Annotated in this window: 12 protein-coding genes; 6 read left to right on the top strand and 6 right to left on the bottom strand. The window is 60.5% G+C overall.

Annotated elements, in window-relative coordinates:
• Nucleotides 1-27 precede the first annotated feature (27 nt).
• From BSF44_RS08395 to BSF44_RS08385, 3 genes are read left to right on the top strand one after another with little or no spacing between them, the layout of a single operon-like run.
• Nucleotides 28-981, top strand: coding sequence for a cytochrome-c peroxidase (locus BSF44_RS08395; protein ID WP_095943102.1), 954 nt, complete (start codon nucleotides 28-30; stop codon nucleotides 979-981).
• Nucleotides 978-2,792, top strand: a complete 1,815-nt coding sequence (locus tag BSF44_RS08390; RefSeq protein ID WP_095943101.1) for a DAHL domain-containing protein — start codon at nucleotides 978-980, stop codon at nucleotides 2,790-2,792. The genes BSF44_RS08395 and BSF44_RS08390 overlap by 4 nt, the downstream gene beginning before the upstream one ends.
• Nucleotides 2,789-4,195 (top strand): ATP-binding protein, encoded by a 1,407-nt coding sequence (locus tag BSF44_RS08385; protein ID WP_095943100.1) that lies wholly within the window; start codon nucleotides 2,789-2,791, stop codon nucleotides 4,193-4,195. Before BSF44_RS08390 ends, BSF44_RS08385 begins: the two co-directional genes overlap by 4 nt.
• A gap of 7 nt (nucleotides 4,196-4,202) precedes the next feature.
• On the opposite strand, the gene BSF44_RS08380 is transcribed toward BSF44_RS08385, so the two are convergent.
• Entirely contained in the window at nucleotides 4,203-5,528 is a 1,326-nt protein-coding gene (locus BSF44_RS08380) for an APC family permease (protein ID WP_095943099.1), read from the bottom strand.
• A gap of 232 nt (nucleotides 5,529-5,760) precedes the next feature.
• The gene (locus BSF44_RS08375) at nucleotides 5,761-6,582 is read right to left on the bottom strand and encodes a carbon-nitrogen hydrolase family protein (RefSeq protein ID WP_095943098.1); all 822 of its coding nucleotides are present in this window, start codon (nucleotides 6,580-6,582) and stop codon (nucleotides 5,761-5,763) included.
• A 124-nt stretch (nucleotides 6,583-6,706) separates the two neighbouring features.
• Between BSF44_RS08375 and BSF44_RS08370 the strand changes: the two genes are divergently transcribed.
• Together BSF44_RS08370 and BSF44_RS08365 are read left to right on the top strand one after the other, a co-directional pair.
• The gene (locus BSF44_RS08370; protein ID WP_095943097.1) at nucleotides 6,707-7,507 is read left to right on the top strand and encodes a LuxR C-terminal-related transcriptional regulator; all 801 of its coding nucleotides are present in this window, start codon (nucleotides 6,707-6,709) and stop codon (nucleotides 7,505-7,507) included.
• A gap of 148 nt (nucleotides 7,508-7,655) precedes the next feature.
• A complete protein-coding gene (locus BSF44_RS08365) occupies nucleotides 7,656-9,275 on the top strand; it encodes an FMN-binding glutamate synthase family protein (protein WP_095943096.1) in 1,620 nt (539 codons plus the stop codon).
• Nucleotides 9,276-9,302: 27 nt separating this feature from the next.
• On the opposite strand, the gene BSF44_RS08360 is transcribed toward BSF44_RS08365, so the two are convergent.
• Genes BSF44_RS08360 through BSF44_RS08350 form a run of 3 tightly spaced genes read right to left on the bottom strand, consistent with a single transcriptional unit; the run spans nucleotide 9,303 to nucleotide 12,125 of the window.
• Nucleotides 9,303-10,811, bottom strand: a complete 1,509-nt coding sequence (locus BSF44_RS08360) for a glucosyltransferase domain-containing protein (RefSeq protein ID WP_095943095.1) — start codon at nucleotides 10,809-10,811, stop codon at nucleotides 9,303-9,305.
• A 1-nt stretch (nucleotide 10,812) separates the two neighbouring features.
• Nucleotides 10,813-11,754, bottom strand: a complete 942-nt coding sequence (locus BSF44_RS08355; RefSeq protein ID WP_095943094.1) for a glycosyltransferase family 2 protein — start codon at nucleotides 11,752-11,754, stop codon at nucleotides 10,813-10,815.
• Complete coding sequence (locus BSF44_RS08350; RefSeq protein ID WP_095943093.1) at nucleotides 11,751-12,125, bottom strand: GtrA family protein; 375 nt, start codon at nucleotides 12,123-12,125, stop codon at nucleotides 11,751-11,753. The genes BSF44_RS08355 and BSF44_RS08350 overlap by 4 nt, the downstream gene beginning before the upstream one ends.
• Before the next feature lie 244 nt (nucleotides 12,126-12,369).
• Here BSF44_RS08350 and BSF44_RS08345 point away from each other — a divergent pair, with 244 nt between their 5' ends.
• Nucleotides 12,370-13,509 (top strand): OpgC family protein, encoded by a 1,140-nt coding sequence (locus tag BSF44_RS08345; RefSeq protein ID WP_095943092.1) that lies wholly within the window; start codon nucleotides 12,370-12,372, stop codon nucleotides 13,507-13,509.
• Nucleotides 13,510-13,622: 113 nt separating this feature from the next.
• Here BSF44_RS08345 and BSF44_RS08340 read toward each other — a convergent pair whose 3' ends face one another.
• Nucleotides 13,623-15,044, bottom strand: a complete 1,422-nt coding sequence (locus BSF44_RS08340; RefSeq protein ID WP_095943091.1) for an amino acid permease — start codon at nucleotides 15,042-15,044, stop codon at nucleotides 13,623-13,625.
• Between the last annotated feature and the right edge of the window lie 105 nt (nucleotides 15,045-15,149).

Genomic DNA, 15,149 nt, shown 5'->3' with positions numbered 1-15,149 from the left:
GGCGGTAAATTCGCGAGACGATGGCCCATGTCCCTTGTCCCCCGCTCCCTTGCGATCCTGCTTTACGGGCTCAGTGCAATCGCCGGTGCCGCGCCGCTGGACGAACCGCTCAAACCCTTGCCCGAAATACCGAAACAGAACCCCGGTCAGGTTGAACTCGGTCGCAAGCTCTTCAGTGATCCGCGCCTGTCGGTCAACAACACCCTGTCCTGCGCCAGTTGTCATCAACTGGACAAGAGCGGAGCGGACACCCGTGCACTGTCCCTCGGCTTCGATGGACAACCGGTATCGATCAACACGCCGACGGTGTTCAACGCCAGCCTCAACTTTCGCCAATTCTGGGACGGCCGCGTCGAAACGCTCGAGGCGCAAAGCAACATCGTCATTACCAGTCCCCACGAAATGGGCAGCGACTGGAACACCATCGTCCAGCGGATCAACGAGGATTCAGACTACCGCGCAGGCTTCAGCGCGGCGTACCCGAATGCAGTGACCAAGGCCAACATACAGAGCGCACTGGCCGCCTACGAGCGCACCCTGCTGACACCCGGATCCCGTTTCGATCAATACCTGCTGGGCAATACGAGCATCCTGACCCTCGACGAGAAATACGGCTATCAGCGCTTCAAGGACTACGGCTGCATCGCCTGTCATCAGGGCGTGAACATCGGTGGCAACATGTTCCAGAAGTTCGGGGTGTTCGGTGATTACATCGCCGATCGCGGCAACCCGACCGCCGCCGACCAGGGACGGTTCAACATTACCGGTGACGAAGCGGACCGCTCGGTGTTCAAGGTCCCGAGCCTGCGCAATGTCGCCCTGACCGCCCCCTACTTTCACGACGGCTCGGCGCCCACCCTCGAAAGAGCCGTGGACGTCATGTTCCAGTATCAGTTGGGACGCATGCCGAGCGCTGAAGACAAAGCGCTGATTGTGAAGTTTCTCAAGACCCTGACCGGCGAATGGAAGGGTAAGTCATGATAAAGCTGTCACGCCGCTTCAGCCTGCTGTTACTCGCGCTCGTCGCCGTGCTCCTGGCCTCGACCCTGGTTTTTCTGTACTTCAAATCCAACTCGGAACAGACCGTGAACTACTCGGAATCCCGGGATCTGATCCGCCTGATGAAACAGCAGGACGCCCAGTGGGAAAACGAGGTCCTCAAGGCCCGGGTGGCGATTTCGCATAACTACGACCCTCTGGTTTCGCCAATGAACGAGATGAACCGGCTATGGGAGCAGTTCGAAACCATGGAGTCAGGTCATGGGCGCAACGAGTCACAGCAATGGAACGATGCCCACGAGGCTTTTCTGCAGACGATGCAGGAAAAGACCCGCCTGGTGGAGCAGTTCAAGTCGCACAACGCCTTACTGCGCAACTCGCTGGCCTTCCTGCCCACCGCCGAGGACGACATCCAGGCGCAACTGGCCGACCTGCCTGACCTCGACAAGCTGCAAGTGCAAAACATCGCCACCGATACCTATGACCTGTTGCTCAGTGCCCTGGAGTTCGCCCAGGTCACCTCCGTCGACAAAGCCGCCGACATTCAGGTGGGGCTGAGCAAACTGGCGGTGAACGCGCAACGCTTGCCTGGGGAGTTTCATACCCCGATCAGGATCCTCAGCAATCACGTCGCCCTGATCCTGCGCGAGCAGCCGCTTGTCAACGCTTTGCTCGAAGACATCGAAGAGGTTCCCGTGGCGGATCGTCTGGACGACATCACCAACATGCTCAACCAGGATCAGCAACGGGCCGAGAAAATCGACAAGAAATACCATTTCTACCTGCTGGCGTTTTCCGGCCTGCTGGTGTTGCTGCTGATGTGGCTGGCCTTTCGCCTGATCCGCAGCTTCGCCGAGATCAATCGGGTCAACAGCGCTCTGCAAACCGCCAACGACGTGCTCGAACAGCGGGTCGAGGAACGTACCCGCGAGCTCAGGAATGCCCAGAGCGAATTGCTCGCCACCGCACGCCAGGCCGGCATGGCCGAAATCGCGACCAACGTGCTGCACAACGTCGGCAACGTGCTCAATAGCGTGAACATCTCTGCCGACCTGATCGCGCGAAAGCTTCGCAGCAGCAAGACCCTCGGACTGGGCAAGGCAATGCAACTGATCAACGGCCATCCGGAGGATCTTGGCCATTTCCTGACCGAGGACGACAAGGGCAAGCTACTGCCCGGTTATCTCAATCAACTGGTCGGCGCCATCGCCCAGGAACAGCAGGAGATGACCGACGAACTGGGGCAGATGAGCAAGAGCGTCGACCATATCAAGGACATCGTTGCCACCCAGCAATCCTATGCCGGGGCCAACAGCATCACCGAACCGCTGTACATCAGCGAACTGCTCGAAGACGCACTGCGCATGAATGCCGGCGCGCTGACCCGGCATCACGTCACGGTGATCAAGGAATACAGCGAGGTGCCTCAGGTGATGGGGGACAAGCACCGCTTGCTGCTGATCCTGATCAACCTGATCAGCAATGCCAAGTACGCGATGTCCGACCTCAGCAACCGCTCAAGGGAAATGACCCTCGGTGTGCGAATCGTCGATGACACTTTCCTGGAAATCAGCGTCAGGGATGATGGCGAAGGTATCGCCCCGGAAAACATGACGCGGATCTTTGCCCACGGTTTCACCACCCGCAAGGAAGGTCATGGTTTCGGCCTGCACAGCTGCGCGCTGGCGGCCATCGAGATGAACGGCCACCTCACCGCCCACAGCGATGGCCCAGGCCTGGGCGCGTTGTTTACCTTGCAGATACCGCTGATCACCGTAACGGAGAACGCATGAGTGAGCTCTCGAACCGCCGCATTCTGTTGATCGACGACATGCCGTCGATCCACGACGATTTTCGCAAGATCCTCGCCCCGCCCCAGGCTCACTCGGCAGAACTCGACGAGATGGAGGCCGCATTGTTTGGCGAACAGGCCCAACCCGAGCGCCCGATGTTCGAACTGGATTCGGCCTATGGTGGCGAAGAAGGCCTGGGCAAACTCAACCGCGCGCTACAGGAACAACGCCCCTACGCGCTGGCGTTTGTCGACATGCGTATGCCCGACGGCTGGGACGGGGCAAAAACCATCGAACACCTGTGGCAGCAGGATCCGCAACTGCAGGTAGTGGTCTGTACCGCCTACTCCGATTATTCCTGGGACGATCTGCTCAATCGCCTGAATGCCCATGACCGGCTGCTGATCCTGAAGAAACCGTTCGACAACATCGAAGTCCAGCAGATGGCCAACACCTTGCTGACCAAATGGGAAATGACCGAACGGGCCTCGCTGCAGATGCATCACCTGGAACATCTGGTGGATCAGCGCACCGCCCAGTTCAAGCAGGCCAGTGAGGCCTTGCAGCGGGAAATCGACGAGCGCAAGCAACTGGAAGGCCAGTTGGTGCAATCGGAAAAGCTCGCTTCGCTGGGCCAACTGGCGGCCGGTGTCGCGCATGAGATCAACAATCCGATCGGGTTCATCTCCTCCAACCTTGGCACCCTGGACGGTTACTTTCAGCAATTGCTGACCATGCTCGACGCCTACCACAGCGCTGAACAGGTTCTGGCGGGCAGCCCGACCGCTCTGCAACTGGAGCACATGCGCGAGCAGATCGAACTTGAGTATCTGCGCGAGGACGTGCCGCTGTTGATCAAGGAATCGAAGGAAGGCATCAGCCGGGTCGGGCAGATCGTCAGGGACCTGAAAGATTTCTCCCGGGTCGACAACAGTCAGGAATGGCAATGGGCCAATCTGCAACAGGGCATCGAGTCGACACTGAACATCGTCGCCAGCGAACTCAAGTACAAGGCCGATGTGGTCAAGGACTATCAGGTGCTGCCGGAAATCGAGTGCCTGCCGTCGCAAATCAACCAGGTCATCATGAACCTCGTGGTCAACGCCGCGCAGGCCATGGGCCCCGAACGCGGCACCATCACCCTTCGTACCGGGACGCAAGGCGAGACGGCGTGGATCGAAATCGCCGATACAGGATCAGGTATCGCGCCCGACACCCTGCCAAAAATCTTCGATCCGTTTTTCACCACAAAACCGGTGGGCCAAGGGACAGGGCTGGGCCTGTCCCTGTCCTATGGCATTGTGAAAAAACACGGTGGCGATATTTCGGTGAGCAGCGAACTGGGGGCCGGTACGACGTTTCGCGTACAACTGCCGCTACGCCAGACCCGACCGGCCGCCTGACGGCGCCTCAGAGCGCTTCCTGGAAATCCATTTCCGGCGGCTGCCGACGGAACCCGCCGGTCAACACCGCCAGGTACACCACGCCGATCGCCAACCAGCTCAACCCCAGATAAACCGCCAGGTGATCGAGGCTGACCATCAGCCACACATCCGCCGCCAGGCCGATGAACGGGAACAGCAGGAACAGCACGAATTCGCGCAGACCTTTGTTTTCGCCACCGATCCAGTAATGGAAGATCACCGACAGGTTGACCAGGCTAAAGGACAGGAATGCGCCGAAGTTGATGAACGAGGTCGAGGTGGTGACGTCCAGTTTCAGTGCCAGCAAAGCCACCACCGCGCACAGCAGGATGCTGTTGATCGGCGTGCCGAAGCGTTCGTGCAAGGTGCCGAAAAACGACTTCGGCAGTACGCCGTCGCGGCCCATGGCGTACAGCAGTCGCGACCCGCTGGCCTGGGCTGACAGGCCCGAGGCGAACTGGCCGACGATCAGGCCGATCAGGAAGATCGAGACGAACAGGTCGCCACCGATGTTGCGGGCAATTTCATAGGCCGCCGAGTCGACGCTGGCGAACTGGAACGACGGATGAGCAATCTGTACGAAGTACGATACGCCGACGAAAACAAGCCCGCCGATCAGAGTGATCAGCATGATCGCCCGCGGGATGGTGCGGCGTGGATCGCGGGTTTCTTCGGTCAGGGTACTGACGGCGTCGAAGCCCAGGAACGAGTAACAGGCGATGGCCGCGCCGCTCATGATCAGCGGCATTTGCATGTCGCCATTGAAGAACGGCTTGATCGACCACAACGGCGTGCTCCCATCACCGCCGACGTAATGCACGCACAACGCGACGAAGGCGATCAGCACCAGGAACTGCACCAGCATCAACAAGGCGTTGATGCCGTTGGCCAGTTTCAGGCCGACGATGTTGATCGCGCTGGTGATGCCGATGAACGCCAGTACCCAAACCCACTGCGGCACCGCCGGGAAAGCGGAGTTGAGGTAGGCCGCGCCGATCAGCCAGATCGCCATCGGCAGGAACAGGTAATCGAGCAGCACCGCCCAACCGGCGATGAACCCGAGTTTCGGGCTGATGGCCTTGCGCACATAGCTGTAGGCCGAGCCGGCCACCGGGAACGCCGAGGCCATGCGCCCGTAGCTCATGGCGGTGAAGAACATCGCCACCAGCGCCGCGAGGTACGCGGCCGGCACCATGCCGGCGGTGGATTGAGCGAGGATGCCAAAGGTGCCGAGCACAATGATCGGCGTCATGTAGGCGATGCCAAACAGCACCACCGACCCCAGTGACAGGGTGCGTTGCAAACGAGCCATGAGCGACTACTCCGGATTTTATTGGATTTATGGCAGAGCCGAGTTCGGCGCAAGTTACAGGTGTTTCGTTGTTGTTCTTTGGTCAGGCAGGTGTGTCGTCCGGGAGGGCCTCATCGCGAGCAGGCTCGATCCCACAGGATTTGTGTCGATCACAAAATCTGAATCCACTGGAGCCCCCTGTGGGAGCGAGCCTGCTCGCGAAGGCGTCAGCCCAGCCAGCACAGAACCCGGATCAACGCGCAGGAATCAGCAACTCCCGCAATCCAGAAGCCTGTTCAATCACCTCCCCCGGCAACTTCAGCCGCTGATCATCCAGATAGCGATAATCCTGGCGCGCCGCCGTCAACTGGTTCAGGTCCAGTTCGAGCGCAAACTGCCCTTCCTCGCGTCCGGCTTCGAACAACAGGGTGCCCAGCGGATCGACCAATGCGCTGCCGCCGGCAAACAGCAAACCACCGTCACCGGCTTCCACCCGGTTGACCATCAGCGCAAACGCCTGGTTTTCCTGGGCGCGGGCCATGATCGCGGTGCGGTGGGTCGGGCCGTACGGGTCCATGTTGCCGTTGGTGACAATCAACAGTTCGGCCCCCAGTTGCGCCAGGGCGCGGGCGCTTTCGGGGAATTCGATGTCGTAGCAAATCAGCAGGCCCACGCGTACGCCGTTCCACAAGCAGGTGGCGTAGCGATCGCCCGCCTCGTAGACACCGCGATCCGAGGCCCACAAGTGCGTCTTGCGGTACTTCAGCGCGATGCCTTCAGGGGTGATCAGCAGCGTGGTGTTGTAGAAACGGCCGTTGTCGTTCTCGGCCATGCCGATGGCCACGGCGATATTGCGCTGGCGTGCGGCGGCGATCACCGCACTGACGGACGGGCCATCCAGCGCCTCGGCCACATCCGCCACGGACTGCGCCGAAGGGAAGCCCATCAAGTGGCCTTCGGGGAACAGGATCAGCTGCGTGTCGGCTGCGCACGCAGCCATCGCCGCCAGGGTGCGTTCGAGGTTGTAGGCCGTGTCGTTGTCACGGCCTGCCAATTGGGCGAGTTCGACCTTCATGGGTATTCCTTGTCATGGGCCGGGCGGCAGAAAGATTGCCCGGTCGGTGTCTGTGCGCCAGTATGCGCAGCAAGCAACCGGGCGGGGAATTACGCCGCCGGGGTAACACGATAGGGGTAGATGCATGACACTCTCGCTGGACGACATCGCCTGGCACCGTTCGGTGGGGCAACTGATCGACGCCCTGGACAAGCCCAATTTCTGGACTCAGCTTGTCCGGTTGCTGGACCAGTACGTGCCTTTCGACAGCTGGGTGGCGCTGCTTTTCAGCGCCGATCAGCGCCCGCAGGTGTTCGCCGAATGCCCCGGCGAAGACGGCAGCCCCGACCAGTTGTTCCAGGATTACCTGCGCGGCCTGTACCTGCTCGATCCCTTCTACATCGCCTGCCGCGAACAGTCGCGCACCGGGCTGTATCGCCTGTCGGAAGTGGCCCCGGAGCACTTCGAGCTGACCGAGTATTACCAGCGCTACTTTCGTCTGAATGTGGTGGCCGATGAAATCCAGTTCAATTGTCAGCTCGAAGGCGACCGCACGCTGTGCCTGTCCCTGGGCAGCAAGCAACGCTTCAACGGCCAGCAGATCGCCTTGTTGTCGCTGATCCAACCGTGGGTACTCGGCCTGTTGCGCCAGCGTCTACCCTATGAAATCAACGAAGTCGTGGCCCTGGCCCCCACCCCGCCGCAAGCCGACTGGCGGGTTCAGCTGGAAGCCTCGGTGCAGCAGCTCAAAGGCGCGCAGTTGACGGCCCGGGAGCTGGATGTCGGGCGTTTGATGCTCAGCGGTTGCTCCAGTAAAGAAATCGCCCGTAAGCTGGAAATCTCGGTCGAAACCGTGAAAGTTCACAAGAAACACATGTACAGCAAGCTGGGGATCAAATCCCAGTCCGAGCTGTTTTCGATTTTTCTGCAGGCACAAAATGCCTGACAGCTTTTCTGTAGGAGCGAGCCTGCTCGCGATAGCGGTATGTCAGCCAACATCGATGTCGACTGCACCGCCGCCTTCGCGAGCAGGCTCGCTCCTACAGTGTTTTGTGTTTTAGCCACAATATTGAGTCCGAACCCAAGGAAACCGTATGAGCCTGTCACTCCTGAGCCGTTACGCCTTCTTTGCCGTCTGCGTGATCTTCACCCTCGCCAGCCTGCCTTTTCTTGAATACGACTGGCTCTGGCCGATCACCGCCGTCACCGCTGTCCTCAGCCTGATCGGCCTGTTCGATCTGCTGCAAAGCCCGCACGCTGTGCGCCGAAATTACCCGATCCTCGGCAACATCCGCTATCTGGTCGAAGGCATCCGCCCGGAAATCCGCCAGTACCTGCTCGAATCCGACAGCGACGCCCTGCCCTTCTCCCGGGCCCAGCGCTCGCTGGTCTATTCCCGGGCCAAGAATGAAACCGCCGACAAACCCTTCGGCACGCTGATCGATGTGTATCAATCAGGCTTCGAATTCATCGGCCACTCCATGCGCCCGGCGCCCTTGAGCGACCCGAGCAGTTTTCGCGTCACCGTCGGCGGCCCGCAGTGCACCCAGCCCTATTCGGCGTCGGTGTTCAATATCTCGGCCATGAGTTTCGGTTCCCTCAGCGCCAACGCCATCCGCGCCTTGAACCAGGGCGCCAGGCTCGGCAATTTCGCCCATGACACCGGTGAAGGCAGCATCAGCCCCTATCACCGGGAAAACGGTGGCGACCTGACCTGGGAGCTGGGCAGCGGCTACTTCGGCTGCCGCACCAGCGACGGCCACTTCGACCCGGAACGCTTCGCGGCTCAAGCCCGGACGCCGCAGGTGCGGATGATCGAAATCAAGATGAGCCAGGGCGCCAAGCCCGGCCACGGCGGTATCCTGCCCAAGCACAAGGTCACACGGGAAATCGCCGAGACCCGCGGCATCCTGATGGGCGAGGACTGCGTGTCACCGTCGCGCCACACTGCGTTTTCCACGCCGATCGAAATGATGCATTTCATCGCGCAACTGCGTGAGTTGTCCGGCGGCAAACCGGTGGGCTTCAAGTTCTGCCTCGGCCATCCGTGGGAGTTCATGGGCATCGCCAAGGCCATGCTGGAAACAGGCATCCTCCCGGACTTCATCGTCGTCGACGGCAAGGAAGGCGGCACCGGCGCGGCGCCTGTGGAGTTCACCGACCACATCGGTGTGCCGATGCGCGAAGGTCTGTTGTTCGTGCACAACACCCTGGTGGGGCTGAACCTGCGGGACAAGATCAAACTCGGCGCCAGCGGCAAGATCGTCAGCGCCTTCGACATCGCCAGCGTGCTGGCCATCGGTGCCGACTGGGCCAACTCGGCGCGCGGCTTCATGTTCGCCATTGGCTGCATCCAGTCTCAGAGCTGCCACACCAACAAATGCCCGACCGGCGTCGCCACTCAGGACACCCTGCGCCAGCGCGCGCTGGTGGTGCCGGACAAGGCCCAGCGCGTGTTCAACTTCCACCGCAACACCCTCAAGGCTCTGGCGGAAATGCTCGCCGCCGCCGGCCTCGAACATCCGTCGCAGCTGTCGGCCAAGCACCTGGTGCGACGCATGTCGGCGACCGAGATCAAGCTGTTCTCACAGCTGCATGTGTTCCTCAAACCGGGCGAGTTGCTGACCGGTGAAGTGAACGGCGAGTTCTATTCGCGGATGTGGCAAATGGCCCGGGCCGACAGTTTCGAACCCCAAGACATAGCGGCTGCATGACCTCGCCACCCCGATCGAAATCGCGCGTCACCAACGCAATGTTTTGCTCGGGGTCGGCTCCTTCATCACGATGAAACCGTAATCACCGATCAGGTAGATCCGGTAGAACTGGCTGTCCACCAGCGGCGCATAGCCCTGATAACCCACCCGCGTCGCATTGCGCCGCTCCCGCTCCGCCACCACGTTGGTGATCCCCGCTTTCGGCAGATTCTCGGCCAGCATGTAAAAGTCGGTATTGAGCAGGTAGTGCAGCACCGGCATCTGCTTGAACGAGCCTGCCGCCGCCAGCAACCAGTAGTCGGAATAACTCACCGACATGTAGATCCGCCTGGCCTCGCGCAGTGCCTGACGGCTGGCGATGTCGTAATCAAGGCTGGCCAGCGCCGTGGACGCGAAGGTTTTCTGCACGGTCAGCACCCGGCCATAGGCGAACGACAACGACAACATGGCCAGCAGTGGAATGATCAACAGCAGTGGCAGTCGTTCATGGATCGACGCCAGCGCCAGATGACTCAAATAGCACAGCAACACCAGCAGCACGGCGAAACCCATCAAGGTGCGCGCGCCCTCGTTGAAATCGCGGAAAATCAGCGCGACACCGGACACCAGCAGCGTCACCACCGGCACGGTCAGCAAACACATCAGGCCGATCAACAGCTTCTTCGGCCCGCCGTCCTGACGCGCCGCTACGTTCAATCCCAACCGCACCACCCCGGCTATCGCGAGCAACAGCAATCCACCGAACACCCAGAGCCATCCGCCATGGAACAGCAGCACGACTTTTTCCAGGACCCGGCCAATGTTGATCTCGATCTGCAATAAGGGATGCGCTGTCCAATCGAGCAGCAATGTGCGATTGGAGTCCATGTACGGACCGGCACTGACGCTGTAGATCAACAAGCCGAGGATGACCTGGGCGGTTTTCCAGCCCAGCAGGTCGCGCCATGGCACCGGGGCCGTCTTATCGTTGGCGGCCCTGAGCAACTCCAGGCAACACAGGCCCAGGAACACATTCAGGCTGACCTGATACAACCCCAGCGCCAGTGCAATCAGGAACGAAGGCACCAGCCATTGCACGCTGCGCCACGGGTGACGAAAGGTGATGGCGTAGATCACCGCCACCAGGCTCAGCGTCGTGGTGGGACCGTCGTATTGATAGGACAGATTTTGCAGGAAGAACGGGTTGTACCAGAGCGGTAACAGCACCAGGCAGCAAGCAATGGTGGGCTGGCGGAAATAGTGGAACGTCAGACTGCTCAGTGCCGACGCCATGGCCAGCGTGGCGATCAGCAAGGGCAAGGGAAAGATGTTCGGCGCGGCATGGCTGAAGGTCAGCGCGTTGTAGAACAACTGGGCAAAGAGTCGGCCCTGTTCGGCCCAGGCCATGCCTGCCGCCAGCGAGCGCCAGTTATCATCGATGTAGGGATAGTCCGCGAGGATCAACGGCAGGACATACAAGAAGGTCGCAAACAGAAAAAACCGCCAGACCTGATGCCGACTGAGCTCGCGAACGAAGAAATCGCCAAACCGGCCCATGCTAGCGTCCGCCCCGGTCTTTGCCGCCGACGATGTCCTTGATCACATAGCGCGGCCGGTGCTTGGCCTCGATGTAGATGCGTCCGATGTATTCGCCGAGGATGCCGATGCCGATCAGTTGCACGCCGCCGAGAAACAGGATCGCGGTCATCAGCGACGGATAACCGGGGACGCTGTTACCGAAGAAAATCTTGTCCAGCACCATGTACACCGCATAGAGCACCGCGAAAATCGAAATGCCGCCACCGACGTAAGTCCACAAGCGCAGCGGCACGGTGCTGAACGAGGTTACGCCTTCCAGGGCCAGGTTCCACAGCTTCCAGCCATTGAACTTGCTGCTCCCCGCCACCCTTCCTGGCCGCTCGAACTCCACCACCACGGTGTTGAACCCGGCCCACGACAGCACGCCTTTCATGAACAACTGGTGCTCGGGCAGGGACCGGATCACATTGACCACCTTGCGATCCATCAGCCGGAAGTCCCCGACGTTTTCCTCGATGCGGGTGTAGGCGATGCGATTGAGCACATGGTAGAAAATCGACGCGCTGTGGCGCCTGAGGTAGCCGTCGGCGGCCCGGCTGCGGCGCTTGGCGAGGACCACGTCGGCACCCTTTTGCCATTGCTCGATCAACAACGGAATGACGTTGATCGGGTCCTGCAGGTCGACATCCATCGGTATCACGGCATCGCCGCTGGCATGCTCCAGGCCGGCAAACAGTGCCGGTTCCTTGCCGAAGTTGCGCGAAAAATTGATCAGCATGACCTGATCGTCCGTCTGGGTCAGTGCCGTAGCCTGTTCGGCCGTGCGGTCGGAGCTGCCGTCGTTGATGAACACGATCTCGACTTCGGTGTCGCCCAGCCTCAACTCCCGTCGCACCGCCTGATAAAACAGGTTGATGGACTGCTCTTCGTTGAACACCGGGACAATGAGCGAGATTTTCATTGATCACGCTCGCGGAACACCACGTATTTGGAATACAGGAAGCCGAACACCAGGCTCAACGCCGAAAACACGGCCACCGTGAGCAAACCGTGCAATCGCCAGAGGTCGCCCAGATGGCCGACCCCGAGGCTCAATGCCCCCATGCCCAAAAGGAACAGCAGGTAACCTGCGACCGTGGCACTGGCGGCGAAGGTGAATTGCGCATTCATGTAGAAGGAAAACGACGCAGCCACGCAGAAGGCCGCCAGGTTGCTGACCGCTTGGCTGAAGCCGGCCGCCACGCTGAGCAGGAAAAAGATCTGCCAGTGAATCAGGGTGTTGGCGACCCCGATCACCGTGTAACTGGACAGCCCTTTCCACAACAGTCTCATGGGAGGCTCCCGTTTCAAGAACGACGCACTCATTAATATTGGAGCCTGTCTACTGTCAGAAATCGCAGGGTGACCGACCTTTCAGACCAGCGGTTGAGCCTTGAAGCAACGCCCGAGACATCCGGTAATATCCCGACTTTGCAATTGCCCGCGAATCAGTCCACCCTGCGCGCCGCCGATCGGGCGCGTGGCCTTTGCGCCCGTGGCCAATCCCATTTTCACCCGTTGTTACGAGCCTGCTGTCATGACCTTAGCGCGCGATCACCGGATCGACTTTTTCCGTGGTCTGGCACTGATCTTCATCTTTTGGGATCACGTGCCCCACAACCCCTTGGGGCAAATCACCCTGCGTAACTTCGGTTTCAGCGATGCGGCCGAGGTTTTCGTGTTTCTGGCAGGTTTCGCGTCCGTCCTGGCGTACGGCAAAGTCCTGGCGCGCGAAGGCTTTCTGATCGCCTGCGTGAAAATCCTGCGCCGGGCGTGGGTGCTCTACGTGGTGCACATCTTCCTGTTGGCGATGCTGATGGGCATTGTGTTTTTCGCCAACAGCCACGTGGAAACACGGGACCTGGTGGAAGAAATGGGCATGCATCACTTCATCAGCAATCCTCAGCAGGCCCTGATCGATGAGCTGCTGTTGCGCTTCAAGCCGAACCTGATGGACCCGTTGCCGCTGTACATCGTGCTGTTGGCGGGCTTGCCCCTGGTGCTGCCGCTGCTGGTGCGCAAGGCCTGGGTGGTGGTCGCGATGTCATTGGCGCTGTATCTGATGGTGCCGCTGGCCGGCTGGAACCTGGCGGCCATCAAGGACGGCGTGTGGTATTTCAACCCGGTCGCCTGGCAGTTGCTGTTTGTGCTCGGCGGTGCCGCTGCGATCCACAGCCAGCGCCCGCGCTTGCCCGAGATCCGCCCATTGATTCGCCAGCCGTTGTTTGTCGGTGCGGCGCTGTATGTCGTGGTCGCGGCGGTGCTGACCGTGCTGTGGCGTTGGCCGGACATACACGATGCCATGGTGCCGGCGAGCCTGCGAGACTTCCTGTACCCGATCAGTAAGACCGACCTGTCCCCCGTGCGCCTGCTGCACTTCCTCGCACTGGCCTATGTCACGGCGAAACTGATTCCCGACAGCGGATGGACGCAAAACTGGCTCGCGCAGCAAAGTTGCCGCATGGGCCGATTCTCACTGGAGATTTTCTGTCTGGGCGTGCTGTTGGCGCCCTTGGCGGACATGGTCAATGCGTTGACCGACGACGCTGTTGCCATGCAGATCTTCACGGCGCTGGTGGGTGCCGGGTTGATGGCGTTGCTGGGGGCGTGGCTTGAGTTCAACAAGCGGTTGAACCGGACTGCTCAAGCAGCCCAGGGATCAACCGCAATCCTGTAGGCGCGAGCTTGCTCGCGATGGAAGTCAACGATAACGCTTGCAGTCTGGACGAGTGTGTTGACCTTGAGTCCATCGCGAGCAAGCTCGCTCCTACGGTTTTCAGGCATTACAGCTTACGAAGCCGAACGCACCGCCCCCTGCGAAACATTGGTCGGTTGCAGCTTGAACACGTAGAACAGCACCGTCAGCAGCACCAGGAACGCAGGGCCCACATACAGCGCCACGCGGGTGTCCGGGAAGTACGCCATCAGGCCGACCACCAGCACCAGGAACGCCAGCGCCAGGTACGAACTGACCGGGTACAGCCACATGCGGTATTTCAGGCCGGCCGCTTCGCTGGCGCTCAGGCCTTTGCGGAATTTCAACTGGGCCAGCAGGATCATCGCCCAGGTCCAGATCGCGCCGAAGGTGGCAATCGCCGTCACCCAGACAAACACCTTTTCCGGCACCAGATAGTTGAGCAGTACGCCCAGCAGCAACGCGCCAATCGACAGCAGCAACGCACGGCGCGGCACGCCGTTGTTCGACGTTTTGGCGAAACCCGCCGGGGCCTGGCCGTTCTGCGCCAGGCTGTAGAGCATGCGCCCGGTACTGAAGATGCCGCCGTTGCAGGACGACAACGCCGCGGTGATCACCACGAAGTTGATGATACCCGCCGCGGTCTTGATGCCCAGGCGCTCGAAAGTCATCACGAACGGACTGCCCTGAGTACCGATTTCGTTCCACGGGTAGATCGACAGGATCACGAACAACGCACCGACGTAGAACAGCAGAATCCGCCAGAACACCGAGCCGATGGCGTCGGGGATGGTCTTTTGCGGGTTCTTCGCCTCACCGGCGGTCAGGCCGATCATCTCCACGCCCAGGTAGGCGAACATCACCATTTGCAGCGACATCAACACGCCTTGCACACCGTTGGGCATGAAGCCGCCGTGGGTCCACAGGTTGGAAATCCCCAGGGCCACGCCGTCGTTGCCGAAACCGAAGGCGATGATGCCGATGCCACCGAACACCATTGCAATGATGGTGACGATCTTGATCAGGGCAAACCAGAACTCGAACTCACCGAAGGCCTTGACCGCGATCAGGTTGATCGAGCCCATGCTGATCAGCGCAGCGAGCGCCCAGATCCAGCGTGGCACGTCGGGGAACCAGATACCCATGTACACCGCCACGGCAGTGATTTCCGCGACGCAGGTCACCAGCCACAGGAACCAGTAGTTCCAGCCGGTCAGGAAGCCCGCCAACGGGCCAAGGTAGTCTTGGGCGTAACGGCTGAACGAGCCGGCGACCGGGTTGTGCACGGCCATCTCGCCGAGGGCGCGCATGATCACCAGGATCGCCAGACCGCCAATGATGTAAGACAGCATGATGGCAGGACCGGCCATTTCGATGGCCTTGGCCGAGCCCAGGAACAGGCCGACGCCGATACAGGCACCGAGTGCCATCAGGCGAATATGCCGTTCGCCAAGTTCGCGTTTAAGCGGACCGCCCTGAGCGGTCTCGCCGTTGGGCTGGTGATTGCCTACGGGCATAAGGGGCACCTCATCTTGTTGTTGGATATGACCACCGAGCATTGAAGCCACCGACCGATAGGCCGATGGCTTCGTGTAACCGGGCCTGCTTTGTAAGCAGAACCG

The organism is Pseudomonas sp. ACN8, from assembly GCF_002303925.1.
Classification (GTDB): Bacteria; Pseudomonadota; Gammaproteobacteria; order Pseudomonadales; family Pseudomonadaceae; genus Aquipseudomonas.
The sequence above is the reverse complement of the archived record's forward strand: the minus strand, read 5'-3'. Positions and strand labels throughout refer to the sequence as shown.